Below are 26,321 nucleotides of genomic sequence, written 5' to 3'. Positions count from 1 at the left end.
GTCTACTCCGCCGCCTGCCTGAAGCCGTTCTTCGCCAAAGCCGAGCACTCGGCCATCACCGCGGAAGCGCGCGCGATCGGGTTGGTCAGGTAGAAATCCTTGACCGGCGAGGTGAAGGTGCCCTTGTTCAGCCGCCCGCCGAGCTTCGCCACCCTGGCGATGTCGGCCGGATCGCCGGCCGCGACATGGTCGATGCGGGCAAGATGCGGGTATTCCGCATAGAGCTTTGCGCGCAGCTGCGGCAGCGAATCGAACGGCAGCTTCTTGCCGAGTACATCCGACAGCGCCCTGAGAATCGCCCAGTCCTCGCGTGCTTCGCCGGGCGCAAAGCCGGCCCGATTGGTCTGCTGCACGCGGCCTTCGGTATTGACGAAGGTGCCCGACTTCTCGGTATAGGCGGCACCCGGCAGGATGACGTTGGCGCGATGCGCGCCCTTGTCGCCATGCGTGCCGATATAGACGACGAAAGCGCCGCCGGTCTTGGCCATGTCGATTTCGTCGGCGCCGAGCAGGAACAGCACGTCGGTCTCGCCCAGCATGCCGGCGACGTTCCTGCCGCCCTCGCCCGGCACGAAGCCGACATCGAGGCCGCCGACGCGTGCCGCGGCGGTGTGCAGCACGGCAAAGCCGTTCCAGTCGGCTCTTGCGGCGTTGACGGCGACGGCGAGCTTCGCCGCCTGGCCGAGCACGGCCGCGCCATCCGGACGCGCCAGCGCACCCTGGCCGACGATGATTAGCGGATGCGTCGCCTTCTTCAGCAGCTGGAAGAATTTGCCGTTGCCGTCGGCCAGATCCTTCAGCGATTCCGGCCCGGCGCCGAGCTGCTCGTAATCATAGCGCGTATCGCCGACATCGCCGATGACGCCGACCGGCAGATTGCCGGCCCGCCAGCGCTTGCGGATGCGGGCGTTGAGCAAGGACGCCTCGAAGCGCGGATTGGCGCCGATGATCAGCACCGCATCGGCCTGTTCGATGCCTTCGATGGTCGGGTTGAAGACATAGCTCGCCCGGCCGAGCGACGGATCGAGTGCGGCACCGTCCTGGCGGCAATCGGTGTTCTTCGAGCCGAGCGAAGCCATCAGAAGCTTCAGCGCGTAGATCTCCTCGACGGCGGCAAGATCGCCGGCAATGGCACCGATCTTTTCGGGTGCCGCATTCGACACCGCTTCCTTGATCGCGGAAAAGGCCTCGGCCCAGCTTGCCGGGGCCAGTCTGCCGTCGTTGCGCACATAGGGGCGGTCGAGGCGCTGCGTGCGCAAGCCGTCCCAGATGAAGCGGGTCTTGTCGGAAATCCACTCCTCGTTCACCGCCTCGTTGGTACGCGGCAGGATGCGCATCACTTCGCGGCCCCGGCTATCGACGCGGATCGCCGAGCCGACGGCGTCCATCACGTCGATGGATTCGGTCTTGGTCAGTTCCCACGGCCGTGCCTGGAAGGCGTAAGGTTTGGAGGTCAGCGCGCCGACCGGGCAAAGGTCGATGACATTGCCCTGCAGTTCCGACGTCATCGCGCTTTCGAGATAGGTGGTGATCTCGGCATCCTCGCCGCGGCCGATCAGGCCGAGCTCGGATATGCCCGCAATCTCGGTGGTAAAGCGGACGCAGCGCGTGCAATGGATGCAGCGGTTCATGATCGTCTTGACCAGCGGCCCGATATACTTGTCTTCGACCGCCCGCTTGTTCTCGTGATAGCGCGAGGAATCGACGCCGAACGCCATCGCCTGGTCCTGCAGGTCGCACTCGCCGCCCTGGTCGCAGATCGGGCAATCCAGCGGATGGTTGATCAGCAGGAACTCCATCACGCCTTCGCGCGCCTTCTTGACCATCGGCGTGTTGGTGAAGATTTCCGGCGGCTCGCCGTTCGGGCCGGGGCGCAGGTCGCGAACGCCCATGGCGCAGGACGCTTGAGGCTTGGGCGGGCCGCCCTTGACCTCGATCAGGCACATGCGGCAATTGCCGGCGATCGACAGCCGCTCGTGGAAGCAGAAGCGCGGCACTTCCGCGCCGGCGTCCTCGGCCGCCTGCAGCAGCGTGTAATGGTCGGGTACAGTAATCTCTTTCCCGTCGACCTTGAGCTTTGCCATTTCGCCTCAAACCCCTGCGGACGTTCCGCAATCTTTCCTTCCGGGCGCAGCCGAGACCGCACACGATATTGAATTCACTTTTTGGCCCCGGCCAACGCGGCCGCCTGACCGATCCAGCCGTCACGGCCGATGCGGCCCTTCAATGACAGGTAATCTTCGACCCAGGCGATCTCTTGCGGCGCCCACCCGGCAATCTGGGCGTATGTCCAGATGCCAAGGCCGTTCAGCACCTTTTCCAGTTTCGGCCCGATGCCCGAGATCGCCTTGAGGTCGGCGGGCTCGGCTGGCCGGTCCATCGGCTTGGGCTGCTTGAAATCCTCCGGCATCAGCCCGGCCGACGCATCCGCTGCAACGGTGCTCGCATTCGCCAAGCTCCGCGCCGCAGTGCTCGTCGCAATGTCGGTCACATCGTTGGCGAAGGACTGCGCCTCGGCAATCAGGGTTTTGGTGGCTGCGCGCGCCTTTGTCGAGGAGCTTTTGCCGGTCGCAGAAACGCGTTCCGTCCGGGTCTCGAAATCCTCGGCGACCGGCTGCCAAAGCCGCTGCGAGGTCTCGGCCGCGCCTGAGAGCACGCCCATCCAGATACCAAAGGCGTGGTTGGCAAGGCCGATGCCGAGTGCCGTCATCGCCGCCGCGCCCGCGAGAGGATGCGCCAGAAGATTGACGGCATTGGCCATCTCCTTCGGCATCATCCTGGTCAGATCCTGGTTCATCTTCAACAACGGGTCCATATCGGTGGTAAAATCGTCGGGTGTCGAAAACAGCGACATAAGTGGTCTCCTGGTCGTTTCCGTCTGCCCCGCGCTCGTTTCCTCGTTTCGGACTTTCGTCCGCATTTTGAATTCTTCTATTCCGCCGCAGCCAGCACCGGTTCGGCGCGGTGTGCGTTGCGCGAAAACTCGTCGATGCGCCGCTCCACCTCGCCGCGGAAATGCCGCATCAGGCCCTGGATCGGCCATGCCGCCGCATCGCCCAGCGCGCAGATCGTGTGGCCCTCGACCTGCTTGGTCACGTCGAGCAGCATGTCGATCTCGCGCTTCTGCGCCTCGCCGCGCACCAGCCGCTCCATCACCCGCCACATCCAGCCGGTGCCCTCACGGCATGGCGTGCACTGGCCGCAGCTTTCGTGCTTGTAGAAGTAGGACAGCCGCGCGATCGCCTTCACGATATCGGTGGATTTGTCCATGACGATGACAGCCGCCGTGCCGAGGCCCGATTTCAGGTCGCGCAGCGCATCGAAATCCATCGGCGCGTCGATGATCTGCTCGGCCGGCACCAGCGGCACCGAGGCGCCGCCCGGAATGACCGCCAGCAGATTGTCCCAGCCGCCGCGAATGCCGCCGCAATGCGTCTCGATCAGTTCGCGGAACGGGATCGACATCGCCTCTTCGACGGTGCACGGATTGTTGACGTGGCCGGAGATGCAGAACAGCTTGGTGCCGACATTGTTGGGCCGGCCGAAGGACGAGAACCAGGCGGCACCGCGGCGCAGGATGGTCGGCGCGACAGCGATCGACTCGACATTGTTGACCGTCGTCGGGCAGCCATAGAGGCCGACATTGGCCGGAAATGGCGGCTTCAGCCGCGGCTGGCCCTTCTTGCCCTCGAGGCTTTCGAGCAGCGCCGTTTCCTCGCCGCAGATATAGGCGCCGGCGCCATGATGCATGTAGATGTCGAAATCGTAGCCGGAGGTGTTGTTCTTGCCGATCAGCTTGGCCGCATAGGCCTCGTCGATGGCGCGTTGCAGCGCCTCGCGCTCGCGGATGAACTCGCCGCGCACATAGATGTAGGCGGCGACCGCGCCCATGGCGAAGCCGGCAAGCAGGCAGCCTTCGATCAGCGTGTGCGGGTCGTGGCGCAGTATGTCGCGGTCCTTGCAGGTGCCGGGCTCGGATTCGTCGGCGTTGACGACGAGATAGCTCGGCCGGCCGTCGCTTTGCTTGGGCATGAACGACCATTTCAGCCCGGTCGGGAAACCGGCGCCGCCGCGGCCGCGCAGGCCGCTCGCCTTCATCTCGTTGACGATCCATTCGCGCCCCTTGGCAATGATGCCGGGCGTATTGTCCCAGGCACCGCGCGCCATGGCGCCGGCCAGCGACTTGTCGAAGCGGCCGTAGATGTTGTTGAAGATGCGGTCCCTGTCCTGAAGCATTGCTCGTTCCTCAGACCGGCTTCTTGCCGGTCGGCCGGCTCTTGTTTCCGGGCGATGGCTTGGCCGGCTTGGCGGCAGCCTTCGCCGGTTTAACCTTGGCCTCCGGCGCTTTGAAAGCAGCCGCCGGCTCGGCCTTGTTCTTGGGGCCTTTGCGCTGTTTCGAGACGTCCTCGACCTGCGGTTCGGCCTTGTTGGCATTGGCGGCCGAATGCAGAGGCGCTGCAACGCTCGCCGCCTTCTCCGCCGCGGGCGCGACTTTCGTCGCCGACGGCGATTTCAGCGCCGGGCTGGTCTCGACCGCATCGGTCTTCGGCTTGCTGGCATTCGAGGGCGCAACCGGCGCCGGCGCGGCAGGAGCGGCTGGCGGGACCGGCGCCGCGGCCGCCGGCGCCGCTTCCTTGGCGGCCTTGGTCGCCGCCCTGGTTTCCCGGTCGCGGGTCGCCTTCAGGATCGCCTTTTCGCTCTTGAGAGTCGTCAGGCCGCTGGACGGCTCGGAAGTGACACGGCCGTTTTGCGGTCCCGGTTTCACCGTAGCGCCCTTGCCGGCGTCATAAAGGTCGATGATCTCGGCAAGCCGCTCCGGCGTCAAATCCTCATAGGTGTCCTTGAATATCATCACCATCGGTGCGTTGACGCAGGCGCCGAGGCACTCAACCTCTTCCCACGACAGCGTGCCCTTGTCGTTGGTGTGGAACTGGTCGTGATGGATCTTCGAGCGGCACACATCCATCAGCGCTTCCGAGCCGCGCAGCATGCAGGGCGTGGTGCCGCAGACCTGGATATGGGCGCGGGTGCCGACCGGATTGAGCTGGTACTGCGTATAGAAGGTGGCGACTTCCAGCCCGCGAATATAGGGCATGCCGAGCATGTCGGAGATCGTCTCGATCGCCGCCTTGGTCACCCAGCCTTCCTGCTCCTGCGCCAGCATGAGCAAGGGGATGATCGCGGATTGCTGGCGCCCCTTCGGATATTTCTTGATCCACTGCTTCGCCGCTGCCGCATTCGCCCGGTTGAAGGCGAAGGAGGCTGGCTGGAGGCTGGCTTCTGCGAGACGGCGGACTGACATTTAGCGATCGACCTCACCAAACACGATGTCGAGGGAGCCGAGAACGGCGGTGACGTCGGCCAACATGTGGCCGCGGCACAAAAAGTCCATGGCTTGCAGATGCGCGAAGCCGGGCGCGCGCAGCTTGCAGCGATAGGGCTTGTTAGTGCCGTCGGAGACGAGATAGACGCCGAACTCGCCCTTCGGCGCCTCGACTGCCGCATAGACCTCGCCGGCCGGCACGCGGTAGCCTTCGGTGTAGAGCTTGAAATGATGGATCAGCGCTTCCATCGAGCGCTTCATCGCCGCGCGCTTCGGCGGCACCACCTTGCCGTCGAGGTTAGACACCGGCCCGCTGCCCTCCTTGCCGAGCAACAGGTCGACGCACTGGCGCATGATTTTCGCCGACTGCCGCATCTCTTCCATGCGCACCAGATAGCGGTCGAAACAGTCGCCGTTCTTGCCGATCGGAATGTCGAAGTCCAGCTCGGCATAGCATTCGTAGGGCTGCGATTTGCGCAGATCCCACGGCGCACCCGAGCCGCGCACCATGACGCCGGAAAAGCCCCAGGCCCAGGCGTCCGCCAGGGAGACGGTAGCGATGTCGACATTGCGCTGCTTGAAGATACGGTTGCCGGTCAAAAGCGCGTCGAGGTCGTCGACCGACTTCAGGAACGGGTCGATCCACTTGCCGATGTCCTCGATCAGCTTCTGCGGCAGGTCCTGATGCACGCCGCCCGGCCGGAAATAGGCCGCGTGCATGCGCGAGCCGCTGGCCCGCTCATAGAACACCATCAGCTTTTCACGTTCGACGAAGCCCCACAGCGGCGGCGTCAGCGCGCCGACATCCATCGCCTGCGTCGTCACATTGAGGATGTGCGACATGATGCGGCCGATCTCAGAGTAGAGAACTCGAATAAGCTGCCCGCGCTTCGGCACCTCGATACCGAGCAGCCGCTCCGCGGCAAGCGCGAAGGCATGTTCCTGGTTCATCGGCGCGCAATAGTCGAGCCGGTCGAGATAGGGCACGGCCTGCAGATAGGTCTTGTGCTCGATCAGCTTTTCCGTGCCGCGATGCAAAAGCCCGATATGCGGATCGACGCGATCGACCACCTCGCCATCAAGCTCCAGCACGAGGCGCAAAACGCCATGCGCCGCTGGATGCTGCGGGCCAAAATTGATGTTGAAGTTGCGAACGGAGGTTTCAGCCATTTACTGCTTTGCCTTCTCATCTCCCGGAAGCACGTAATCCGTACCTTCCCACGGAGACAGAAAATCGAAATTGCGGAATTCCTGTTTCAATTCCACCGGCTCGTAGATGACGCGCTTGGCTTCGTCGTCGTAGCGCACCTCGACGAAGCCGGTCAGCGGAAAGTCCTTGCGCAGCGGATGGCCCTCGAAGCCGTAGTCGGTCAGGATCCGCCGCAGATCGGGATGGCCCGAAAACAGCACGCCATAGAGGTCGTAGGTCTCGCGCTCGAACCAGTCCGCGCCGGGATATATGCCGGTGATCGACGGCACCAGCGTCTCTTCGTCGGCCTGGACCTTGATGCGGATGCGGATATTCTGCCTCGGCGACAGCAAATGATAGACGACGTCGAAGCGCTTTGCCCGCGACGGATAATCGGCGCCGCAGACGTCGATGATCGAGATGAACTGGCATTTCGGGTCGTCGCGCAGGAAGGTCACCACCTCGATCAGGTCGCGCGGCTCGACCGAGATGGTGAGTTCGCCATAGGCGAGCACCGCCTCGCCGATCCGGCCGGTCAGCTTCTCGCCGAGATAGGTCGAGAGGTCATTCAACGCCTGGGACATGCCGCTCACCGTTCGATCGTGCCGGTGCGGCGGATCTTCTTCTGCAGCAGAAGGATGCCGTAGAGCAGCGCTTCGGCGCTCGGCGGGCAGCCGGGCACGTAGATGTCGACCGGCACGATGCGGTCGCAGCCGCGCACCACCGAATAGGAATAGTGATAATAGCCGCCGCCATTGGCGCAGGAGCCCATCGAGATGACGTAGCGCGGCTCGGGCATCTGGTCGTAGACCTTGCGCAGCGCCGGCGCCATCTTGTTGGTCAGCGTGCCGGCAACGATCATGATGTCGGACTGGCGCGGAGACGCGCGCGGCGCGACACCGAACCTCTCCGAGTCATAGCGCGGCATCGAGGTATGGATCATCTCGACCGCGCAGCAGGCGAGACCGAAGGTCATGAACATCAGCGAGCCGCTGCGCGCCCAGGTGATCAGCGCCTCGGTCGAGGTGACGAGAAAGCCCTTGTCGGCCAGCTCGTTGTTGATCTCCAGGAAGAATGGATCGTCCTCCCCCACCGGCCTGCCGGTGTTGGGGTCGATGAGGCCCTTGGGCTTCGGCGCGACGAGCGTGCCGGAATTGTCGCTCAATCCCATTCCAGCGCTCCTTTCTTCCATTCATAGGCAAAGCCGATGGTCAGCACCGCCAAAAACACCATCATCGACCAGAAACCGAGCATGCCGATCTGACTGAACGACACCGCCCAAGGAAACAGGAAGGCCACCTCCAGGTCGAAGATGATGAACAGGATCGACACCAGGTAGAAGCGGATGTCGAACTTCATGCGGGCGTCGTCGAACGAGTTGAAGCCGCACTCATAGGCCGAAAGCTTTTCCGGATCGGGGTTGCGGTAGGCCACCAGGAAGGGTGCGGCGAGCAGCGCCAGCCCGACCACCAGCGCCACGCCGATGAACAGGACTATGGGCAGGTACGAACCTAAAAGTGCGTTCATGCTGCAGTTTCCGTTGGCGGCCAATCCACTCTGATTACAGCACCGGACCCACTTGCGGAAGCGTGACAGTTTAACCACTGAACCGTTTTAAGGGGCTCTATGCTGCAACGCGGCGAGGGTTAGCGCAGCGCTTTCGGCGAAGCAAGTCAAACCTTGTTCAAATCGCGGTGCTGGACGGCATATCCGGGAAAACTGGTCCGATCCGCTCCTGTTTGATTTCCTTCACTTTCTACTCCACTTTTCTCTCCTGACATGGATGCCGCCAAAACCCTGCTAGCATGGCGCGGAAATCGCAGATTCTCTGCTGTGTCCAACATCATCAGGATACCCCTTGATGAAAGAAAAAATCTCGCTTCGCATGGCCCGTCGCATCGCGCTGGCGGCACAGGGATTCAATGACCCCCGCCCCGCCGGTACGCCCGACCGCAGGCATCTGGCCCGCGTGCTTGCCCGTACCGGCCTGCTGCAGATCGATTCCGTCAGCGCCGTGGTGCGCGCCCACTATATGCCGCTCTATTCGCGGCTTGGCCCCTACAAGCTTGCGCTGCTCGACGCCGCCGCCGCAACGCGCAAGCGCATGGTCTTCGAATATTGGGCGCACGAAGCCTCCTTCTTGCCGGTCGAGACCTATCCGCTGATGCGCTGGCGCATGCAGCGGGCCGAGCGCGGCGACGAAATGTACAGCGGACTGGCCAAATGGGGCCGCGAGCACGCCGCCTATATCGAAGACATCTATCGCGAGGTCGCCGAACGAGGCCCGATCGCGGCTTCGGCTTTCGAAGGCCAGAAGGGTTCGGGCGGCTGGTGGGGCTGGAGCCATGCCAAGCATGCCTTCGAATGGCTGTTCTGGGCCGGCCGCATCACCACCGCGTATCGCCGCGGCTTCGAGCGGTTCTACGATCTGCCGGAGCACGTACTGCCGCCAGCGGTACTCGCTTTGCCAGTGCCATCCTCCGAGGACGCCCACCGCGAATTGCTGCGTATCTCCGCCCGCGCCCACGGCGTCGCCACGGCAGGCGATCTGCGCGACTATTTCCGCCTCTCGCCCGCCGATATCAAGGGTCGCATCGAGGAGCTGGTCGAGGCCGGCGACCTGTTACCGGTGAGCGTCGAAGGCTGGAACAAGCCGGCCTATCTCCACAAGAACGCCCGTTTGCCGCGCAGGATCGAGGCGCGCGCCTTGCTCGCGCCGTTCGATCCCGTCGTCTTCGAGCGGTCGCGCACCGAGCGGTTATTCGACTTCCACTACCGCATCGAGATCTATACGCCGGCCGAAAAGCGCCGGTATGGCTATTATGTGCTGCCGTTCCTGCTCGGCGACAGCATCGTCGGGCGCGTCGACCTCAGGGCCGACCGCCCGGCCGGCGTATTGCGCGTCCATGCCGCATATGCGGAGCCCGGCGCCCCGCCACAAACCGCTGCCGAACTCTTCGAGGAATTGAAGCTGATGCAGGGTTGGCTCGGGCTTGAGCGCATCGAGGTGACAGCTGCCGGCGACCTTGGCCAGCCGCTCGCAGATATCGCCGCGTCATAGACGTGCGTTGACACGACTGCCTTCACAAGCCTAAATCCGTTCCAGACGGTCCCCTGCCCGCAACGGCAAGGGCCAAGAGGGAATGCGGTGCGAAATCTCAATTTCAAATCCGCGGCTGTCCCCGCAACTGTAAGCGACGAGCCTCGGCCGAAAACCACTGGGATATTCCCGGGAAGGCGGCACTCAGGCGATGACCCGCGAGCCAGGAGACCTGCCGTCTAGGACAAATGAATCCGATCGCCTGGCGGGTTTTCCGGGCAAGGAGCCTGATTTGGAACGCGACAGCAGTTTTTCGGCTGAGACAGCGGATTTATTGTCCGGCCATGGTGATTCCCCGGCCGGAGTTACCGTCATCGTCTGCTCGTCCTGCCGTGACGAGACCGGTTCGGACGCTCATCCCCGCGCCGGCGAACTGCTCGCCGAGGACACGCGCCGCGCCGCTTCCAGCGAAAACATCAAAATCCGCACCGTCGAATGCCTCGGCAATTGCAAGCGCCGGCTCAGCGCCGCCATACTGCGCGACGGCTGCTGGAGTTACGTCTTCGGCGACCTGACTGCGACCAGCGGCGCCGATCTCGTGACCGGCGCAAAGCTGTTCGCCACCTCGACGGATGGGCTCATTCCATGGCGCGGCCGTCCCGATTGCCTGAAGCGCGGCCTGGTTGCCCGCATCCCTCCCCTTGACCTTTTGAAGGACTCGATATGACCGCTGCCTCCCTTTCGCGCGTTCCCTGCACCGTCGTCACCGGCTTTCTCGGCGCCGGCAAGACGACGTTGATCCGCCATTTGCTCGAAAACGCCAAAGGCAAGCGCCTGGCCATCATCGTCAACGAGTTCGGCGACATCGGCATCGACGGCGAGATCCTGAAGGGCTGCGGCATTGACACCTGCCCCGAGGAAAACATCGTCGAACTGGCCAATGGCTGCATCTGCTGCACAGTGGCCGACGATTTCGTTCCGGCGCTCGACCAGATCCTGTCGCTGACGCCGAGGGTCGACCATATCCTGATCGAGACGTCCGGGCTGGCCCTGCCCAAGCCGCTGGTCCAGGCCTTCCAGTGGCCGTCGGTGAAAAGCCGTGTCACGGTCGATGGCGTCATCGCCGTCGTCGACGGGCCGGCGCTGGCTGATGGCCGCGTCGCCAACGACATGGATGCCCTGCAGGCGCAGCGCGCGCAGGACGAGACGCTCGAACACGACGATCCGGTCGAGGAAGTATTCGAGGACCAGCTCGCTTGCGCCGACCTGATCATCCTGTCGAAGAGCGACCTGATGGACGCAGCCGGCTTGGCCCGTGCCAATGCCGTCATCGGCAAGCACGTTGCGCGGGCGGTGAAGATCGTGCCGACTTCGCAAGGCAAGGTCGATCCGTCGGTGCTGCTCGGCCTCGGCCTCGCCGTCGAGGACGACATCGAGAACCGCAAGACCCATCACGACGACGAGCTCGACCACGAACATGACGACTTTGACTCGTTCGTCATCGACATCGCGTCCGTGTCCAACCCGGACGAGCTGGCACTACGCGTCGCCACGGCGGCGGAGGAAGAAAACGTGTTGCGCGTCAAAGGTTTCGTCGAAGTCGGCGGCAAGCCGATGCGGCTCCTGCTGCAGGCCGTCGGTCCGCGCGTCAATCACTATTACGATCGCGCCTGGACCGCTGAAGACGACCGCCGCTCGCGCCTTGTCGTCATCGGCCTGAAAGGGCTGAACCGCCCGGCGATCGAGCGTATCCTCGCCGGCTGACCCCAGGTAACGAGCCGCGATGCACATCCTCACCACCACATCCGCCTCGCTCGACGATCTCGCCGAGCCTGTCGATCTCAGGCAAACGCCTGCGGATGTCGTGGCCCTGTCCTTCACCGACAGCGACCTGGCCGGGCTGGCGGCGGCGTGGAAGGCAGATGCGCACCGCCTGCCGTCGATGCGGCTCGCCGCCTTGCGCGACCTGCGCCATCCGATGTCCGTCGACCTGTGGATCGACAGCGTCGCCCGCCACGCCAAGGTCATTCTGGTCCGCATCCTCGGCGGCTATGAGTGGTGGCGCTATGGCTGCGACCAGCTCGCCGTTATCGCGCGAAATCGCGGTATCAAGCTGGCGCTGCTGCCCGGCGAGAGCCACGACGAGGATTTGCGGCTGATCGAAGGCTCGACGCTGCCGCGCGAGGAGTTGGACGGCCTGCTTGGCTATTTCCGCGAGGGCGGACCGGCGAATATGACGGCGCTGGTGCAGAGGTTGGCAAGTCTCGCCGGATCGGGTGTGGCGGTCGCTGAACCAGTCAGCGTGCCAAAGGCGGGATTTTACGAGCCGGGACGCGGTGTCCTCCCCCTCCCCCTCGAGGGGAGGGTCCGGCCGCAGGCCGGGGGTGGGGTCCTCTCCGACGCGCGCCAACACTCTGAAGCGCGCCGACAGAAAAAAACGTCGAGCACTGCCGCAACGACCCCACCCGGCCCTTTGGGCCACCCTCCCCTCGAGGGGGAGGGGGACGTCGTGCCAATCCTGTTCTACCGCTCGATGCTGCTCGCTGCCGACGTGGCGCCCATCGATGCGCTTTTCGAAGCGCTGAGCGCGCGCGGCATAGCGCCGGTCCCTATCTTCGTCTCCAGCCTCAAGGACCCGGCATCGCTCGCCTTTGTCGAAACCGCGCTTGCAACCCTGAAGCCTGCCGCCATCATCACCGCCACAGCTTTCGCCTCGGGTGCCGAGCCTGGCGTCGAAACCCTGTTCGACCGCGCCGGCGTGCCAGTGTTCCAGGTCATCGTCGCGACCACCCGCCGCGACATCTGGCAAAACAATCAGCGCGGCCTGGCGCCCGCCGACCTTGCCATGCATGTCGTCCTGCCCGAGCTCGACGGCCGCATCCTGGCCGGCGCTATTTCATTCAAGGGCGAAAGCGAAACCGATCCCGCATTGGCCTTCCGCGCCTTCGCCAACCGGCCTGAGCCCGACCGCGTGGCGCAAGTGGCGAACCGTGTCGAGGCCTTCGTGCGCCTGCAGCGGACGCCCCGCGCGGAACGCAAGCTCGCCATCCTGATCCCCGACTATCCGAGCGCCCCCGGCCGCACCGGCTATGCGGTTGGCCTCGACGTGCCGTCCAGCGTGCTGGCGATGCTGCATGACCTCAGCGAACAGGGCTACGCCGTTGAAGGGATTCCGCAAACGCCGCGCAAGTTGCTGGAGATGCTGGAGCGTGGAGGTGAAGGGTTGGGGTTTGAGGACTATCTCAAGTACTCGGCGGAATTGCCTGCTGAGGCGATAGCTGCCGTGACGGCCGCATGGGGGAATGCGGAAGATGACACAAGTTTGTGCGAGGCACCCCCCTCTGTCCTGCCGGACATCTCCCCCTCAAGGGGGGAGATCGGCGGTTTCGCCGCCGGCTCTCCCTTAACGCCCTCGGTAATTGGCGAAAGCAGAGACAACAGCGCAATCTCCCCCCTTGAGGGGGAGATGTCCGGCAGGACAGAGGGGGGTGTTCAAGCGCCTGCCGCCGCAAAATTCCCCTTCCGCGCAGCCACCTTCGGCAACGTCACCGTGGCACTCGCCCCTGACCGCGGGCGCTCAGCCGACCGCCGCGCCGACTATCACGACCCGACGCTGCCGCCGCGCCATGCGCTGGTCGCCTTTGGCCTTTGGCTGCGCAAGTCGCTCGGCATCCATGCAATCGTCCATGTCGGCGCCCACGGCACGCTGGAATGGCTGCCCGGCAAGACCGTCGCGCTCAGCGAAAACTGCTTTCCCGAAATCGTCACCGGCGCCCTGCCCGTCATTTATCCGTTCATCGTCTCCAACCCCGGCGAGGCAGCACAGGCCAAGCGGCGCATTGCTGCCGTCACCCTTGGCCATCTGCCGCCGCCGCTGACCGGCGCCGGGCTTGACGAAAACCAGCATAGGCTTGAACGACTGGTCGACGAATATGCCCAGGCCGACGGGCTCGACCGCCGCCGCCGCGACCGCCTGGCAAAGCTGATCGTCGAGACGGCGGAAAAGACGGGCCTCGCCTCGGACGCCGGGGTTGCCCAAACCGACGCTCCCGACGAAGCGCTGCGCCGCGTCGACGCCTGGCTCTGCGATCTCAAGGATTTCGCCATCAAGGACGGCCTGCATATCTACGGTCGCTCGCCGGAAGGCGAGGCTGATCCGGTACGGCGGCAAAGCGCAGCAGCTGAAAAAACCGCACTGCTTGCCGCCCTCGACGGCCGGCATGTCGCTGCCGGTCCGGCCGGTGCACCAGCGCGTGGCCGGCGCGATGTGCTGCCGACCGGCCGCAATCTGTTCACCGCCGACCCGCGCACCATGCCGACGCCGACATCCTTCGATCTCGGCAGGGCGGCCGCCGACGAGGTCTTGCGCAGCTACATGCAATCGCATGGCGACTGGCCGCGCTCGCTGGTCATCGACCTCTGGGGCTCGGCCTCGCTGCGCACCGGCGGCGAGGAGATCGCGCAAGGCCTGGCGCTGATGGGCTGCCGGCCGCAATGGGATTCCGCCACCGGCCGCATCACCGGCATCGAGGTGCTGCCGCCGGCAACGCTCGGCCGCCCGCGCGTCGACGTTACATGGCGCATATCAGGCCTGTTCCGCGACATGTTCCCGACCCAGATCGCGCTGATCGACGCCGCGGCCAACACCGTCGCCGCCCGCGACGAGGACGCTTGCGAAAACCCGCTGGCGGCGAGGACGCGTGCAGACGGGAAGATCAGCCCGCGCATTTTCGGCACCTCACCCGGCACCTACGGCGCCGGTGTCGAGGATTTGTTGTCGAGCGGCGACTGGGCCGCGCGCGAAGAGATCGGCCGCGCCTACCTCGACGCCACCTCGCACGCCTATGGCGGCTCCGAGGGCGAAGGCGTTTCGGCGCCCGGCGCTTTTGAGGGCCGCATCGCTGAGGCCGACCTTCTGGTTCATACCGGCGACGACCCCGGCCGCGACATCCTCGAAGGCTCGGCCGACGTCGCCTTTATCGGCGGCTTTTCGGCAGCGCTTGCCACGCTCGGCAAAAACGCCGACGTGATCGTGCTCGACACCACGGACCCGCAAAAGCCGAAGCCGCGCTCGGTTGGCGAGGCCGTATCCCGGGTCGTGCGGGCGCGCGCCGTCAATCCGCGCTTCATCGCCGGCCAGATGCGCCACGGGCCGCGCGGTGCTTCGGAATTCGCCGAGACAGTTGATCGGCTGGTCGGCTTTGCCGAGACTACCCATGCCATATCAGGCACGCTGATCGAGGCCGTGCACGACGCCTATCTCGGCGACCCCGTGGTCCGCGCCTTCATCCTGCGCGAAAACCCTTCAGCCGCAAAAGTCATCGCCGAGCGTTTTCTCTCGGCCCGGCGGCGCGGTCTCTGGCATCCGCTGCGCAATTCGATCGATGACGATCTCGCCGCACTAATTGCCGAAGCACAAGCGCTGGGGGTGGCGGCATGAACGCTTTCTCGCGCCGTGGCGCCTGCCCCGCTTTATCGGCACCGATGCAAACCGGCGACGGGCTGCTGGTGCGGCTCAATCCGGTCGCTGGAGGGCTGTTGCCGAAGTCGTTGATCGGACTCTGCGAATCCGCCTTGCGCCATGGCAACGGCATCGTGGAAGTGACCGCCCGCGGCAGCCTGCAGATACGCGGCCTGATGCCGGCAAGCGCGCGGCTTCTGGCGATGGAGGTCGATGCGCTGGGTATTGCCGTTCGCACCGGCGTGCCGGTCGAGACCGGCCCGCTGGCCGGGCTCGACCCGGAGGAGATAGCCGACCCGCGCCCGATGGCGGAGCGGATTCGGGCGGCAATTGATGGAGCCGGCTTGGCGCAGCGCCTCGGCCCAAAGGTTTCAGTGATTGTCGATGGTGGCGGACGGCTGACGATGGATGCGGTTACGGCCGATGTCAGGCTGGCTGCGATGCGGACCGCCGACGGAATTAAGTGGCGGGTATCGCTCGCCGGGGATGCGCAGGGTGCCACGCCGCTGGCGATGTCCGAGGAAGATGCGGCTTGTGACATCGCCGTCGCCATTCTCAGGATGGTTGCCGAAAAGGGCCGCGATGCCCATGCGCGGGATTTGACCGAGAGACAGTTGGGATCTCTGGCAAGTTGGCGCGTTTTACCCCCCTCTGTCCTGCCGGACATCTCCCCCTCAAGGGGGGAGATCGGCGGTTTTGTCGTTGGCTCTTCCTCCGCAGCGTCGGACATTGCCGAAAATAGAGATCAAAGCGCAATCTCCCCCCTTGAGGGGGAGATGTCCGGCAGGACAGAGGGGGGTGCGACGGAACGCCAGCCCATCGGAGTTTTTAACCTAGCCACCACCGGAACCGCCCTCGGTATCGGCCTCCCCTTCGGCAGCATACCAGCGCAAAAGCTCATCGACCTGACGCAAGAGGCCCTCACCCTCGGCGCCGCCGAAATCCGCCTGGCGCCGGGTCGCGCGCTGCTTTTACTCGGCCTCTCCCAAGCCGCATGTCTTTCACTCCAGAAAACCGCCGCAACCGTCGGCTTTGTCACCGACGCAGCCGATCCGCGCACCAGGATCGCCGCCTGCCCCGGCGCACCCGCCTGCGCCTCCGGCCGGATCGCCACCCGCGACATCGCCGAGATCATCGCTACAGAAAACCGCGACATCCTCGATTCCTCGCTAACGCTGCACATCTCCGGCTGCGCCAAGGGCTGCGCCCGTCCCGGCCCGGCGGCGCTGACCCTGGTCGGCGGCGAAAACGGAGCCGGACTTGTCGTGGACGGGACGGCAAAGGCATTGCCCGCCGGATACAGGCCGGGCTACGACGCTGCGCACGGCATCGGCCGCATTGCAGCGGCGATCCGCAGCGCACGACATCCCGGCGAAACTGCTGCTGCTTGCCTGGCAAGGCTCGGCGCGGACGGCATCACCGAAATCTACCGACAGGAATGAGCATGCCCGCCCAGAACGCCTACGACTACATCCATGATGGCACGGCGATCTACGAGCGCTCCTTCGCCATTATCCGCGCCGAGGCCGACCTGTCGCGCTTTTCCGAAGCCGAGGCCGACATCGCCATCCGCATGATCCACGCCTGCGGCCAGGTCGAGGCTGCGCGGCACTTCGTTTTCTCGAGCGACTTCGTCGCCGCCGCGCGCACGGCGTTGGGGGCCGGCGCGCCGATCTTCTGCGACGCGCAGATGGTCTCGCATGGCGTCACGCGCGCCCGGCTTCCGGCCGGCAACGAGGTAATCTGTACGCTGCGCGATCCGCAGACCGCCGACATCGCGAAAAAGATCGGCAACACCCGCTCGGCCGCCGCCATCGACCTGTGGGGCGAGCGAATGGCCGGTTCGGTCGTCGCCATCGGCAATGCGCCGACAGCCCTTTTCTATCTGCTGGAAAAGCTGCGCGACGGCGCGCCAAAGCCGGCGGCGATCGTCGGCATGCCGGTTGGGTTTGTCGGCGCCGCTGAATCGAAGGATGCGCTGGCCGAAAATTCCTATGGCGTGCCTTACGCCATCGTGCGCGGCCGGCTGGGCGGCAGCGCCATGACCGCCGCCGCCCTTAATGCGTTGGCAAGGCCGGGCCTATGAATGCGATTGCAAAAGGCAGGCTGGTCGGCGTCGGCACCGGTCCTGGCGACCCGGAACTATTGACGCTGAAGGCAGTGCGCGCGCTGGCCGAGGCCGATGTCGTCGCGCATTTCGCCAAGCGCGGCAACAACAGCAACGCGCGCGCGATCGTCGGCGCGCATTTTCGCCCCGATTTGATTGAACTGCCGCTGCTCTATCCGGTGACGACCGAAATCGACAAGGATCACCGCGACTACCGGTCGCAGATAACGGATTTCTACGAGCAGTCGGCCGAAAAGGTCGCCGAGCACCTCAGCGCCGGCAGGATGGTCGCGGTACTGTCGGAGGGCGATCCGCTTTTCTACGGCTCCTATATGCATCTGCATGTCCGGCTGGCGCACCGCTTTCCGACCGAAGTCATTCCCGGCGTCACCGCCATGTCCGGCTGCTGGTCGGCGACCGGCCTGCCGATCGTCCAGGGCGACGATGTGCTGACAGTGCTGCCGGGCACGATGAGTGAATTCGAGCTGACGCGTCGCCTCGCCGATACCGACGCTGCGGTGATCATGAAGGTCGGACGCAACCTGCCCAAGATCAGGCGCGCGCTGGAGGCAACCGACAAGCTGGCGCGGGCCATCTATGTCGAGCGCGGCACCATGCCGGGCGGCGTCTCGATGCGGCTTGCCGACAAAAACGACGACCAGGCGCCCTATTTCGCCATCGTGCTGGTGGCCGGCTGGTCGGGCCGGCCAAATGCATTGAGAGCCGAAGCATGAGCGGCCGCCTGACCGTCATCGGCCTGGGGCCAGGCAACGCCGACCAGGTGACGCCGGAAGCCAGCCGCGCCGTTGCCGAGGCGAAATTCTTCTACGGCTACAAGCCTTATCTCGACCGGCTCGACCTGCGCGCGGACCAGACCCGCATCGCCTCCGACAATCGCGAGGAACTCGCCCGCTCCAGGGACGCGCTGCTGAAGGCCGCGGAAGGCCACGATGTCGCCGTCGTATCCGGCGGCGATCCCGGCGTCTTCGCCATGGCGGCAGCCGTCTGCGAGGCGATAGAGGCGGGCCCACTCGAATGGCGCGCGGTCGACATCTCTATCGTGCCCGGCATCACCGCCATGCTCGCCGTCGCCGCCCGCATCGGCGCGCCGCTCGGCCATGATTTCTGCGCCATCTCGCTGTCCGACAATCTGAAGCCGTGGGACCTGATCGAGCTACGCCTGCTTGCTGCGGCGGGCGCCGGCTTCGTCATCGCGCTCTACAATCCGATCAGCAAGGCACGTCCCTGGCAGCTTGGCCGCGCCTTCGAATGCCTGTCGGCGATCCTGCCCGGCACCACGCCGGTGATCTTTGGCCGTGCCGCCGGCCGCCCTGACGAGCGCATCGAGGTTTTTCTACTGGCCGACGCCGATGCCGAGAAGGCCGACATGGCGAGCTGCATCATCATCGGCTCGTCTGAAACCAGGATCATCAAGCGGGGTGACAAGGCGGCGCTGGTCTACACGCCGCGTTCGGCAGCGGGCCCAAGAACATGACTGACCAGAAAATGATCGACCATCGCGGCAAGAGATTCGATCGTTTCGGTCGACGCGACGTCCGGCAGCGCCGGCCTGCGGATCATCACAACCTCGATTCCCAGCGCTCGCGCCGCCGCGATCTTGCCGTAGGTCGCCTCGCCGCCGCTGTTTTTGGAAACAACGACTTCGATGCCACGGCTTTCGAGCAGCGCGCGCTCATCGACCTCATGAAACGGCCCGCGCGCCAAGAGATAGGTCGCGTCGGGCACAGCGAGCCTGGGCTCGACCGGGTCGACACTGCGGATGAGATAATGATGCTGGGGAGCTGCCTCGAAGGCGGCGACCTCCTGCCGCCCGAGCGCCAGGAACACGCGGCGCGGCACCGATCCCAGAGCCGTCACCGCGCTGTTAACACTATCGACCAACATCCAGTGGTCACCTTCGGCTGGGTCCCAGCCCGGACGCCTGAGCGCAACGATAGTCACGCCGGTCATGCGCGCCGCTTCCGCAGCATTGGCGGAGATTTGCGCCGCATAGGGATGCGTGGCGTCAATCAGCAGGTCGATCTGGTTCTGGCGGAGATATGCCGACAGCCCGTCGGCACCGCCGAAGCCGCCGACCCGCACCGGCACCCCTTGCGCGACCGGGCTTTCGGTGCGGCCGGCCAGCGACAGCATGACCGAAATATCCGCGCGCACGGCCAGCTTTCCGGCCAATTGCCGGGCTTCGGTGGTTCCGCCGAGGATCAGAATGCGGTAGGTCATCATGCCTGCTGAAGGTCCGCGCGGCGCCAAGCTCACCTCAAAGTGGCTCACGATCATCGGCATCGGCGAGGACGGTGTAGCGGGTCTCGGCGACGAGGCCAAGCGGTTGATCGCGGAGGCCGAATTCGTCTTCGGCGGCAAGCGCCACCTTGCCCTCGTCGCGTCGCTCGCCAAAGGTGAAGCGCGCGCCTGGCCGACGCCTTTCGATGCCGAGCTGCGCGACGTGCTGGCGCTCTCCGGCAGACGCGTCTGCGTGCTGGCCTCCGGCGATCCCTTCTACCACGGTGTCGGCGTCACCCTCGCCCGCAAGGTCGCGGCAGAGGATATGCGGGTGATCCCCGCGCCCTCGGCCTTTTCGCTGGCCGCCTCACGCCTGGGCTGGGCGCTGCAGGACGTCGAGACCATTTCGTTGCATGGCCGCTCGCTCGACCTGATCCGGCCGTTGCTGCATCCTTGCACCCGCATTCTCGCACTGACCTCGGACAGCGATGCACCGGGAGCGATTGCCGGTCTGCTGACAGAGCTCGGCTTCGGCGCCTCGCAGCTGACCGTTCTGGAGGCGCTCGGCGGCTCGAACGAAAGGCTGCGCTCAGCGAGCGCCGGCACCTTCGACCTCGCAAAGATCAATCCGCTCAACGTGCTCGCGATCGAAGTTGAATCGACTCCGCAAGCACGCATCCTGCCGCTGACAGCGGGACTTGCCGATCATTTGTTCGAGCATGACGGCCAGATCACAAAGCGCGAAGTGCGCGCCGTCACCCTGTCCGCTCTCGCGCCAAGGCGCGGCGAACTGCTGTGGGACATCGGCGCCGGGTCGGGCTCCATCGGTATCGAATGGATGCTGGCCCATCCTTCCATGCGCGCCATCGCCATTGAGGTCGATCCGGCCCGCGCCGCGCGCATCGGACGCAACGCCGCGGCCTGCGGCGTTCCCGGTCTCGCCGTCGTCGAAGGTTCGGCACCGCAAGCTCTTGCCGGACTGGAAACGCCGGCCGCGATCTTCATCGGCGGCGGCGGCAGCGATGCCGGCGTGCTGGAAAGAGCCCTCGATGCCTTACCTGTCGGCGGCCGCCTCGTCGCCAACGCGGTGACGCTGGAGATGGAGGCGCTGCTGCTTTCCCGTCAGACTGCGTTCGGCGGCGAGCTCACCCGCATCGCGGTATCCCGTGCTTCGCCGGTCGGTTCAATGCAGGCGTGGCGGCCAGCTATGCCGGTCACCCAATGGAGCTGGGTCAAGCCATGATGGTCGCGGGCATCGGCAGCCGCAAAGGCGTCAGCGCGCGGGACGTGCTTGCTGCGGTAGAAACCGCCCTGGAAGCGCACGGGCTTGCCCTGCCCGCGCTTTCGGCCCTCGCGACCGCGTCTCTCAAGCAGGATGAAGCGGCAATCTTCGCCGCCGGACGCGAACTCCGCCTTCCGGTAATCGTTGTCGAGCAGGCCGAACTCAAAGCTGCGTCTACGACCAGCCACTCCGACCTATCGCAGGAGCATGCCGGCACGCCGTCTGTTTCCGAAGCCTCGGCGCTTGCCGCCGCCGGCAAAGGCGCAAAACTGCTCGGGCCGCGCACCGTGCTCGGTGCTGTCACCTGCGCCATCGCCATCAGCGGAGATGCGGCATGACCGTCCATTTCATCGGCGCCGGTCCAGGTGCTGCCGACCTCATCACCTTGCGCGGCAGCCGCCTGCTCGGCAGTTGTCCCGTCTGCCTCTATGCCGGATCGATCGTCGCGCCGGAGCTGTTGCAGCACTGCGCGCCCGGGACGCGGTTGATCGACACCGCGCCGATGTCGCTCGACGAGATCGAGGCCGAATATCTGGCCGCCCACGCGGCCGGCCATGACGTCGCTCGCCTGCATTCCGGCGACCTTTCGGTGTGGAGCGCCGTTGCCGAACAGATCCGCCGGCTGGAAAAGCACGGCATCCCTTACACGCTGACGCCAGGCGTGCCGTCTTTTGCCGCCGCGGCCGCCGCGCTGCGCCGCGAGCTGACCATTCCGGAAGTCGCGCAAAGCCTGGTGCTGACCCGCATCTCCGGCCGCGCGTCAAAGATGCCGCCCGGCGAAACGCTGGCCGGCTTCGGCCGCACCGGCGCCACGCTGGCCATCCATCTCGCCATCCACGCCATCGACCGCGTCGTCGCAGAGCTGACGCCCTACTACGGCGTTGACTGTCCGGTCGCCGTTGTCTTCCGCGCCTCCTGGCCGGACGAGCGCGTGCTGACAGGCACGCTGGCCACCATTGAGGCGCAGCTAGGCGCCGATCCAATGGAACGCACGGCGATCATCTTCGTCGGCCGCTCGCTGGCGGCGGAAGATTTTAGCGAAAGTTCACTTTACGACGCGCACTACCAGCGGCGCTTTCGCGGACGGGACGGATTGTGAGCGGCAGCAATAGAAACACTACAGTCGAGCAGGCGCTCACCCGGCTGAACTTCAAGCCGCGCCAGCTTGAGCCCGGGCATGTCTGGTTGGCCGGCGCCGGCCCTGGCGATCCCGGCTGCCTGACGCTGGAAGTGCTGGCCGCCCTCGGACAGTGCGATGCGCTGGTTTATGACGCGCTGGTCTCGCCGGAAGTCGTCGCCGTCGCGGAGGGCGCGGAGCTGTTCTACGCCGGCAAGCGCGGCGGCAAGCCGTCGATGAAGCAGGACGACATCACCGCTCTGCTGGTCCGGCTGGCGCGCGAGGGCCGGCGCGTCGTCAGGCTGAAGGGCGGCGACCCCTATATATTCGGGCGTGGCGGCGAAGAGGCGCTGGCGCTGGCCGGGGAAACTATCCCGTTCCGCATCCTGCCCGGCCTGACGTCCAGCCTCAGCGCGCTGGCCGCAACCGGCATTCCCGGCACCATGCGCGGCATCAACAAGGCGCTGATCCTGGCAACCGGTCACGCCGCCGGCACCGATGACGATCTCGACTGGGCCGCCATCGCCCGCACCGGCCAGCCGGTGGTCATCTATATGGGCATGGCCAATCTGCCGCTGATCGTCGCTTCGCTGCTCGAGGGCGGCCTGCCATCTTCGACGCCCGCCGCCGTCATCGTTGCCGCAACGACGCCGCAGGAACGGATCGTCGTCGCCACGCTCGCTACCATTGCCGAAGAAACGGCCGCAGCCGGTCTGACCTCGCCGGCGCTGATCGTCGTTGGCGGCATCGTCGGGATGCGCGCGGCACTGGCGGGTGAGGCATGACCCGCGCCATCATCATCGGCGCGCCGCGCTCGGGCTCGGGCAAGACCAGCGTCACCATCGGCATTTTGCGCGCGCTTGCCCGGCGCGGCCTGAAAGTGCGCGGCGCCAAATCCGGCCCGGACTATATCGATCCCGGCTTCCACACCGCCGCCACGGGCTTGTCCGGCATCAATCTCGACAGCTGGGCAATGCCGCCCGCCCTGCTCAACGCGCTGGCCGGCGAAGCGACCGAAGGTGCCGATTTTATCTTCCTCGAAAGCGCCATGGGCCTGTTCGACGGGATCCCGGCTGCTCCAGGCCGTTCCGGCTCGGCTGCCGACCTTGCCCGGCTCTACGGCCTGCCGGTGCTACTTGTGCTCGATGTCTCCGGTCAATCGACCACGGCAGCGGCCGTCACCAAGGGATTTGCCACCTACGATCCGGATGTGCGCATGGCCGGTATCGTGCTCAACCGGCTGGGCAGCGAGCGCCACCGCCGGCTTTGTGGCGATGCCATCGAAGCACTCGGCCTGCCTGTCGTCGGCGCCATCCTGCGCGATCCCTCGCTCAACCTGCCCGAGCGTCATCTCGGCCTCGTCCAGGCCGGCGAATATGAGAATCTGATGGCGCATCTCGATAGGCTGGCCGACATGGTCGAGCGCTCGCTCGACCTCGACGCGATCATGGCGCTGGCGGCCCCTTTCACGCCAGCGCCCGGCAACTTCGGCGACGCGCTGCCGCCGCCAGGCCAGCGCATTGCGCTGGCCGAGGACGCGGCCTTTACCTTCCTCTATCCGCATGTCGCCGCGCATTGGCGCAAGGCCGGCGCCGAGATTGTCCCATTCTCGCCGCTCGCCGATGAAGCGCCTGGCGACAATTGCGATGTCTGCTGGCTGCCCGGCGGCTATCCCGAACTTCATGCCGGCCGCCTCGCCGCCGCCGTGAATTTCAGGGCGGGCATGGCGAGGTTCGCCGCCACGCGACCGGTGCATGGCGAGTGCGGCGGCTTCATGGTGCTCGGCGAGGCGCTCGAGGACGCGTCGGGCGAGACGCATCGGATGCTCGGCCTGCTAGGCCATTCGACCAGTTTCGCCAAGCGCAAGATGAACCTCGGCTACCGCGAGGCACGGCTGCGGTCCGGGTGTCCGCTCGGCAGCCAAGGCACGCTGATCCGCGGCCATGAATTCCACTACGCGCAGATGGTTGCGACCGGCAATGACGAGCCGCTGGCCGATCTCGCCGACGGACAAGGCAATCCTCTCGGCGCTTCGGGCTACCGGCGCGGCAATGTCAGCGGAACCTTCTTCCATGCCATTGCGAGGGGCGAGAGCATGATCCCGAACCGAAGGTCCGCGTTAGCGAAAAGTGGTAGCCGGTTTTCGGAATAGGTCATGCTCAAACTCCAGATCCCCTCGCAACGGCAGTTTCTCGACGACATCGCGCTTTGCCTCGTCTTTTTCACCCGGCTGCCGCTGTCGAGAGCCGACTTCCGTGGCCGCAGCCTTGCCGCTGCGATCTGGGCAGCACCCGTTGCCGGTCTCGCCGTCGCTCTGGCCGGTGCGCTGGTCTACGCCGTCGGAACGAGGCTCGGCCTTGCCGAGGGTCCTGCTGCAGCGTTGACCCTTGCCACAATCTTGCTTGCCACCGGCTGCCTGCATGAAGACGGGCTTTCGGATGTCGCCGACGGCTTTGGCGGCGGCAAGACGCGCGACAGGAAACTGGAGATCATGCGCGACAGCCGCATCGGTGCCTACGGCGCCTGCGCGCTCGGCATCTCGCTGCTGATCCGCTGGAGCGTGCTCTCTGGATTCGCCGGCCCGGCTCATGTCTTCTGGGCCCTCATTGCCGCGCAAGCGGCTTCGCGCGGCCTGCTCGGCGCCTTCATGCACCTGCTACCGCCGGCTCGCAGCGACGGCCTCTCGGCCGAAGCAGGCACAGTCACGGCCGAAACCGCTACAGCCGGTGCTGTGCTCGGTGCGATCGCGCTGTTGGCGCTTGGGGTCAGCGCTGCCATCTTCGCGCTCATCCTGCTTGCGCTCTTGTTTGCCGCCTTCCGCGCGCTGTGCATCAACCAGATCGGCGGCCAGACCGGCGACACCGTCGGCGCCCTCCAGCAGCTGGGCGAGATCGCAATCCTGCTCGCCGCTTCCGTTTCCCTATCCTGACTCTGTTTTGGAGAATTTGCCCCCATGCCTTTCAAATCGTTCGATGAACTACGCGCCGCCTGCCTCGATCTGCCCAACGGCAGCGACACCGCGGCAAATGCCGTCGCCCGCCGCCAGGACACGCTGACCAAGCCGCAAGGCAGCCTCGGCCGGCTGGAGACAATAGCCGCCTGGCTGGCGCGCTGGCAGGGCCGCGACATGCCAAAGCTCGACCGCGTCAAGGTCTTCGTCTTTGCCGGCAATCACGGCGTTACCGCGCAAGGCGTGTCGGCCTTCCCCTCGGAGGTCACAGTGCAGATGGTGGCAAATTTCGCCGGCGGCGGCGCCGCCATCAACCAGCTTGCCCGCATCGCCGGCGCCGAACTCGACGTCATCCCGCTCGACCTCGACCGTCCGACCGGCGACTTCACGCAAGAGCCGGCGATGGACGACGAAGCCTTCCTCGCCGCCGTCTCGGCAGGCTACGACGCGATCAGCAGGGATCTCGACCTTGTCTGCTTCGGCGAAATGGGCATCGGCAACACCACGCCGGCGGCGGCCATCTCAACCGCGCTGTTCGGCGGCGGCGCGGAGCGATGGACAGGGCGTGGCACCGGCGTCGACGACGCCGGCCTCGTGCGCAAGATCGTCGCCATCGAGGCCGGCCTGAAGCGCCACGCCCCGGCGCTAGCCGACCCCCTGAAGATAGCGGCAGCCCTCGGCGGGCGCGAGCTTGCGGCGATCTTGGGCGCAACACTGGCGGCGCGCCATCTCGGCGTGCCGGTGCTGCTCGACGGCTTCGTCTGCACCGCCGCCGCGGCACCATTGGCGAGATTGCATCCGGCCGGCCTCGCGCACACACTGGCAGCCCATGTCTCGGCCGAATCGGGCCATCGCCGCCTGTTGGAGGCGCTCGGCCTGCCGCCCCTGCTCGATCTCGGCATGCGTCTCGGCGAAGGCTCCGGCGCCTGCCTGGCGGTCAACATGGTCCGCTCGGCATTGGAGTGCCATGCCCGCATGGCAAGTTTTGCCGAGGCTGGGGTTTCGGAGAAGTAAGGACCAGACGGCTGCGATGAATGAACCGCCATATCCTTTTCGTGACCCGAAGCAGGGCATTCGCGAAGTCTATGCGCGAATTGTCCGCGATTTCGATCGGAAGGCTGGGGCCTTTGCCGGGCTCACATACAGTTCACCATGGATGTTGGCCACGGAGGATTGGGCTGAACGATCAGGCCATTCGGTCGAGGAGCTATGCGAGATGATTTCTCAAAAGCGGATTTCCTACTTTTCCAAGGAACCCGCGGATCCAGAAACCGTCCGGATTTTTGAGGATTTTCGCAACGCGGCTGAGGAGTGGAGAGAAGAGACCGGCTACGCTGATCTGCCCACGCGCCTCACCCCCGAGATGAGAAAATTTACGAATTACAAGGAGTTAAAAGCACACACGTGGAGACTGTGGAGTTCCATGGGACTGGATAGACCGTCACACGATTATTTTCTTCGTGACCTCAGCTTTAGGGGCATCATGGAAGACGCTTTTGGCCACGAGGTTCTAGGTCGTGAACCCATAAATGGGAATGAGGGAGATGGGTGAAAAGCGATCGTTGCGTCGTTTGACAGATCGCGCATATTGTCGAGGAATGACTGAACTCG

General features: G+C 65.4%; 25 protein-coding genes and 1 riboswitch. Of the genes, 16 read left to right on the top strand and 9 right to left on the bottom strand.

The window, feature by feature from the left end; all coding sequences use genetic code 11:
* Positions 1 to 2 precede the first annotated feature (2 nt).
* From nuoG to NKH13_RS32555, 8 genes are all read right to left on the bottom strand, one after another.
* Positions 3 to 2,084 (bottom strand): NADH-quinone oxidoreductase subunit NuoG, encoded by a 2,082-nt coding sequence (nuoG, locus tag NKH13_RS32590; RefSeq protein ID WP_352916953.1) that lies wholly within the window; start codon positions 2,082 to 2,084, stop codon positions 3 to 5.
* Between the two features lie 74 nt (positions 2,085 to 2,158).
* Positions 2,159 to 2,854, bottom strand: coding sequence for a helix-hairpin-helix domain-containing protein (locus NKH13_RS32585; RefSeq protein WP_352916951.1), 696 nt, complete (start codon positions 2,852 to 2,854; stop codon positions 2,159 to 2,161).
* A 77-nt stretch (positions 2,855 to 2,931) separates the two neighbouring features.
* Positions 2,932 to 4,236 (bottom strand): NADH-quinone oxidoreductase subunit NuoF, encoded by a 1,305-nt coding sequence (gene nuoF, locus NKH13_RS32580; protein WP_352916949.1) that lies wholly within the window; start codon positions 4,234 to 4,236, stop codon positions 2,932 to 2,934.
* Positions 4,237 to 4,246: 10 nt separating this feature from the next.
* Positions 4,247 to 5,302, bottom strand: coding sequence for an NADH-quinone oxidoreductase subunit NuoE (gene nuoE, locus NKH13_RS32575; protein WP_352916947.1), 1,056 nt, complete (start codon positions 5,300 to 5,302; stop codon positions 4,247 to 4,249).
* The gene (locus NKH13_RS32570; RefSeq protein WP_023720747.1) at positions 5,303 to 6,493 is read right to left on the bottom strand and encodes an NADH-quinone oxidoreductase subunit D; all 1,191 of its coding nucleotides are present in this window, start codon (positions 6,491 to 6,493) and stop codon (positions 5,303 to 5,305) included.
* Positions 6,494 to 7,096, bottom strand: a complete 603-nt coding sequence (locus tag NKH13_RS32565; protein ID WP_352916945.1) for an NADH-quinone oxidoreductase subunit C — start codon at positions 7,094 to 7,096, stop codon at positions 6,494 to 6,496.
* Positions 7,097 to 7,101: 5 nt separating this feature from the next.
* Complete coding sequence (locus NKH13_RS32560) at positions 7,102 to 7,683, bottom strand: NuoB/complex I 20 kDa subunit family protein (protein ID WP_292664697.1); 582 nt, start codon at positions 7,681 to 7,683, stop codon at positions 7,102 to 7,104.
* Positions 7,674 to 8,039 carry an NADH-quinone oxidoreductase subunit A gene (locus NKH13_RS32555; protein WP_023720750.1) on the bottom strand — a complete coding sequence of 122 codons (366 nt, stop codon included), beginning with the start codon at positions 8,037 to 8,039 and terminating at the stop codon, positions 7,674 to 7,676. The genes NKH13_RS32560 and NKH13_RS32555 overlap by 10 nt, the downstream gene beginning before the upstream one ends.
* 334 nt (positions 8,040 to 8,373) lie before the next feature.
* Between NKH13_RS32555 and NKH13_RS32550 the strand changes: the two genes are divergently transcribed.
* The 8 genes from NKH13_RS32550 to NKH13_RS32515 all read left to right on the top strand — a co-directional run bounded on the left by NKH13_RS32550 (position 8,374) and on the right by NKH13_RS32515 (position 18,615).
* Positions 8,374 to 9,573 (top strand): winged helix-turn-helix domain-containing protein, encoded by a 1,200-nt coding sequence (locus tag NKH13_RS32550; RefSeq protein ID WP_352916943.1) that lies wholly within the window; start codon positions 8,374 to 8,376, stop codon positions 9,571 to 9,573.
* Positions 9,574 to 9,602: 29 nt separating this feature from the next.
* Positions 9,603 to 9,806, top strand: a riboswitch (cobalamin riboswitch).
* Between the two features lie 38 nt (positions 9,807 to 9,844).
* Positions 9,845 to 10,279: a DUF1636 family protein gene (locus tag NKH13_RS32545; RefSeq protein ID WP_352916941.1), complete on the top strand. Its 435-nt coding sequence runs from the start codon at positions 9,845 to 9,847 to the stop codon at positions 10,277 to 10,279.
* Positions 10,276 to 11,316: a cobalamin biosynthesis protein CobW gene (cobW, locus tag NKH13_RS32540; RefSeq protein WP_352718927.1), complete on the top strand. Its 1,041-nt coding sequence runs from the start codon at positions 10,276 to 10,278 to the stop codon at positions 11,314 to 11,316. Before NKH13_RS32545 ends, cobW begins: the two co-directional genes overlap by 4 nt.
* Positions 11,317 to 11,335: 19 nt before the next feature.
* On the top strand, positions 11,336 to 14,992 hold the full coding sequence (locus NKH13_RS32535) for a cobaltochelatase subunit CobN (RefSeq protein ID WP_352916939.1): 3,657 nt from the start codon (positions 11,336 to 11,338) through the stop codon (positions 14,990 to 14,992).
* Positions 14,989 to 16,455 carry a precorrin-3B synthase gene (gene cobG / locus NKH13_RS32530; protein ID WP_352916937.1) on the top strand — a complete coding sequence of 489 codons (1,467 nt, stop codon included), beginning with the start codon at positions 14,989 to 14,991 and terminating at the stop codon, positions 16,453 to 16,455. Before NKH13_RS32535 ends, cobG begins: the two co-directional genes overlap by 4 nt.
* A complete protein-coding gene (locus NKH13_RS32525; protein WP_502914317.1) occupies positions 16,452 to 17,099 on the top strand; it encodes a precorrin-8X methylmutase in 648 nt (215 codons plus the stop codon). The genes cobG and NKH13_RS32525 overlap by 4 nt, the downstream gene beginning before the upstream one ends.
* A complete protein-coding gene (locus NKH13_RS32520; RefSeq protein ID WP_352916933.1) occupies positions 17,096 to 17,854 on the top strand; it encodes a precorrin-2 C(20)-methyltransferase in 759 nt (252 codons plus the stop codon). Before NKH13_RS32525 ends, NKH13_RS32520 begins: the two co-directional genes overlap by 4 nt.
* Complete coding sequence (locus NKH13_RS32515) at positions 17,851 to 18,615, top strand: precorrin-3B C(17)-methyltransferase (RefSeq protein ID WP_352916932.1); 765 nt, start codon at positions 17,851 to 17,853, stop codon at positions 18,613 to 18,615. Before NKH13_RS32520 ends, NKH13_RS32515 begins: the two co-directional genes overlap by 4 nt.
* Here NKH13_RS32515 and NKH13_RS32510 read toward each other — a convergent pair.
* Complete coding sequence (locus NKH13_RS32510) at positions 18,579 to 19,361, bottom strand: cobalt-precorrin-6A reductase (protein ID WP_352916930.1); 783 nt, start codon at positions 19,359 to 19,361, stop codon at positions 18,579 to 18,581. The genes NKH13_RS32515 and NKH13_RS32510 overlap by 37 nt on opposite strands.
* A 1-nt stretch (position 19,362) precedes the next feature.
* Between NKH13_RS32510 and cbiE the strand changes: the two genes are divergently transcribed.
* Genes cbiE through NKH13_RS32470 form a run of 8 tightly spaced genes read left to right on the top strand, consistent with a single transcriptional unit; the run spans position 19,363 to position 26,262 of the window.
* Entirely contained in the window at positions 19,363 to 20,604 is a 1,242-nt protein-coding gene (gene cbiE, locus NKH13_RS32505) for a precorrin-6y C5,15-methyltransferase (decarboxylating) subunit CbiE (RefSeq protein WP_352916928.1), read from the top strand.
* The gene (locus NKH13_RS32500) at positions 20,601 to 20,981 is read left to right on the top strand and encodes a cobalamin biosynthesis protein (RefSeq protein ID WP_292664838.1); all 381 of its coding nucleotides are present in this window, start codon (positions 20,601 to 20,603) and stop codon (positions 20,979 to 20,981) included. The genes cbiE and NKH13_RS32500 overlap by 4 nt, the downstream gene beginning before the upstream one ends.
* Positions 20,978 to 21,742 carry a precorrin-4 C(11)-methyltransferase gene (gene cobM, locus NKH13_RS32495; RefSeq protein WP_352916926.1) on the top strand — a complete coding sequence of 255 codons (765 nt, stop codon included), beginning with the start codon at positions 20,978 to 20,980 and terminating at the stop codon, positions 21,740 to 21,742. The genes NKH13_RS32500 and cobM overlap by 4 nt, the downstream gene beginning before the upstream one ends.
* Positions 21,739 to 22,545 carry a uroporphyrinogen-III C-methyltransferase gene (cobA, locus tag NKH13_RS32490; protein ID WP_352916925.1) on the top strand — a complete coding sequence of 269 codons (807 nt, stop codon included), beginning with the start codon at positions 21,739 to 21,741 and terminating at the stop codon, positions 22,543 to 22,545. The genes cobM and cobA overlap by 4 nt, the downstream gene beginning before the upstream one ends.
* Positions 22,542 to 23,912, top strand: coding sequence for a cobyrinic acid a,c-diamide synthase CobB (locus NKH13_RS32485; RefSeq protein WP_352916923.1), 1,371 nt, complete (start codon positions 22,542 to 22,544; stop codon positions 23,910 to 23,912). The genes cobA and NKH13_RS32485 overlap by 4 nt, the downstream gene beginning before the upstream one ends.
* 3 nt (positions 23,913 to 23,915) lie before the next feature.
* Complete coding sequence (gene cobS, locus NKH13_RS32480) at positions 23,916 to 24,689, top strand: adenosylcobinamide-GDP ribazoletransferase (RefSeq protein ID WP_352916921.1); 774 nt, start codon at positions 23,916 to 23,918, stop codon at positions 24,687 to 24,689.
* Positions 24,690 to 24,713: 24 nt separating this feature from the next.
* Entirely contained in the window at positions 24,714 to 25,724 is a 1,011-nt protein-coding gene (gene cobT / locus NKH13_RS32475; protein WP_352916919.1) for a nicotinate-nucleotide--dimethylbenzimidazole phosphoribosyltransferase, read from the top strand.
* A 16-nt stretch (positions 25,725 to 25,740) separates the two neighbouring features.
* Positions 25,741 to 26,262, top strand: a complete 522-nt coding sequence (locus NKH13_RS32470) for a hypothetical protein (RefSeq protein ID WP_352916917.1) — start codon at positions 25,741 to 25,743, stop codon at positions 26,260 to 26,262.
* The last annotated feature ends 59 nt before the right edge of the window (positions 26,263 to 26,321 follow it).

This window comes from Mesorhizobium sp. M1348 (genome assembly GCF_040317925.1).
GTDB lineage: Bacteria > Pseudomonadota > Alphaproteobacteria > Rhizobiales > Rhizobiaceae > Mesorhizobium.
Note: the sequence above shows the minus strand (reverse complement) of the source record. Positions and strands in the feature narration are given on the sequence as shown.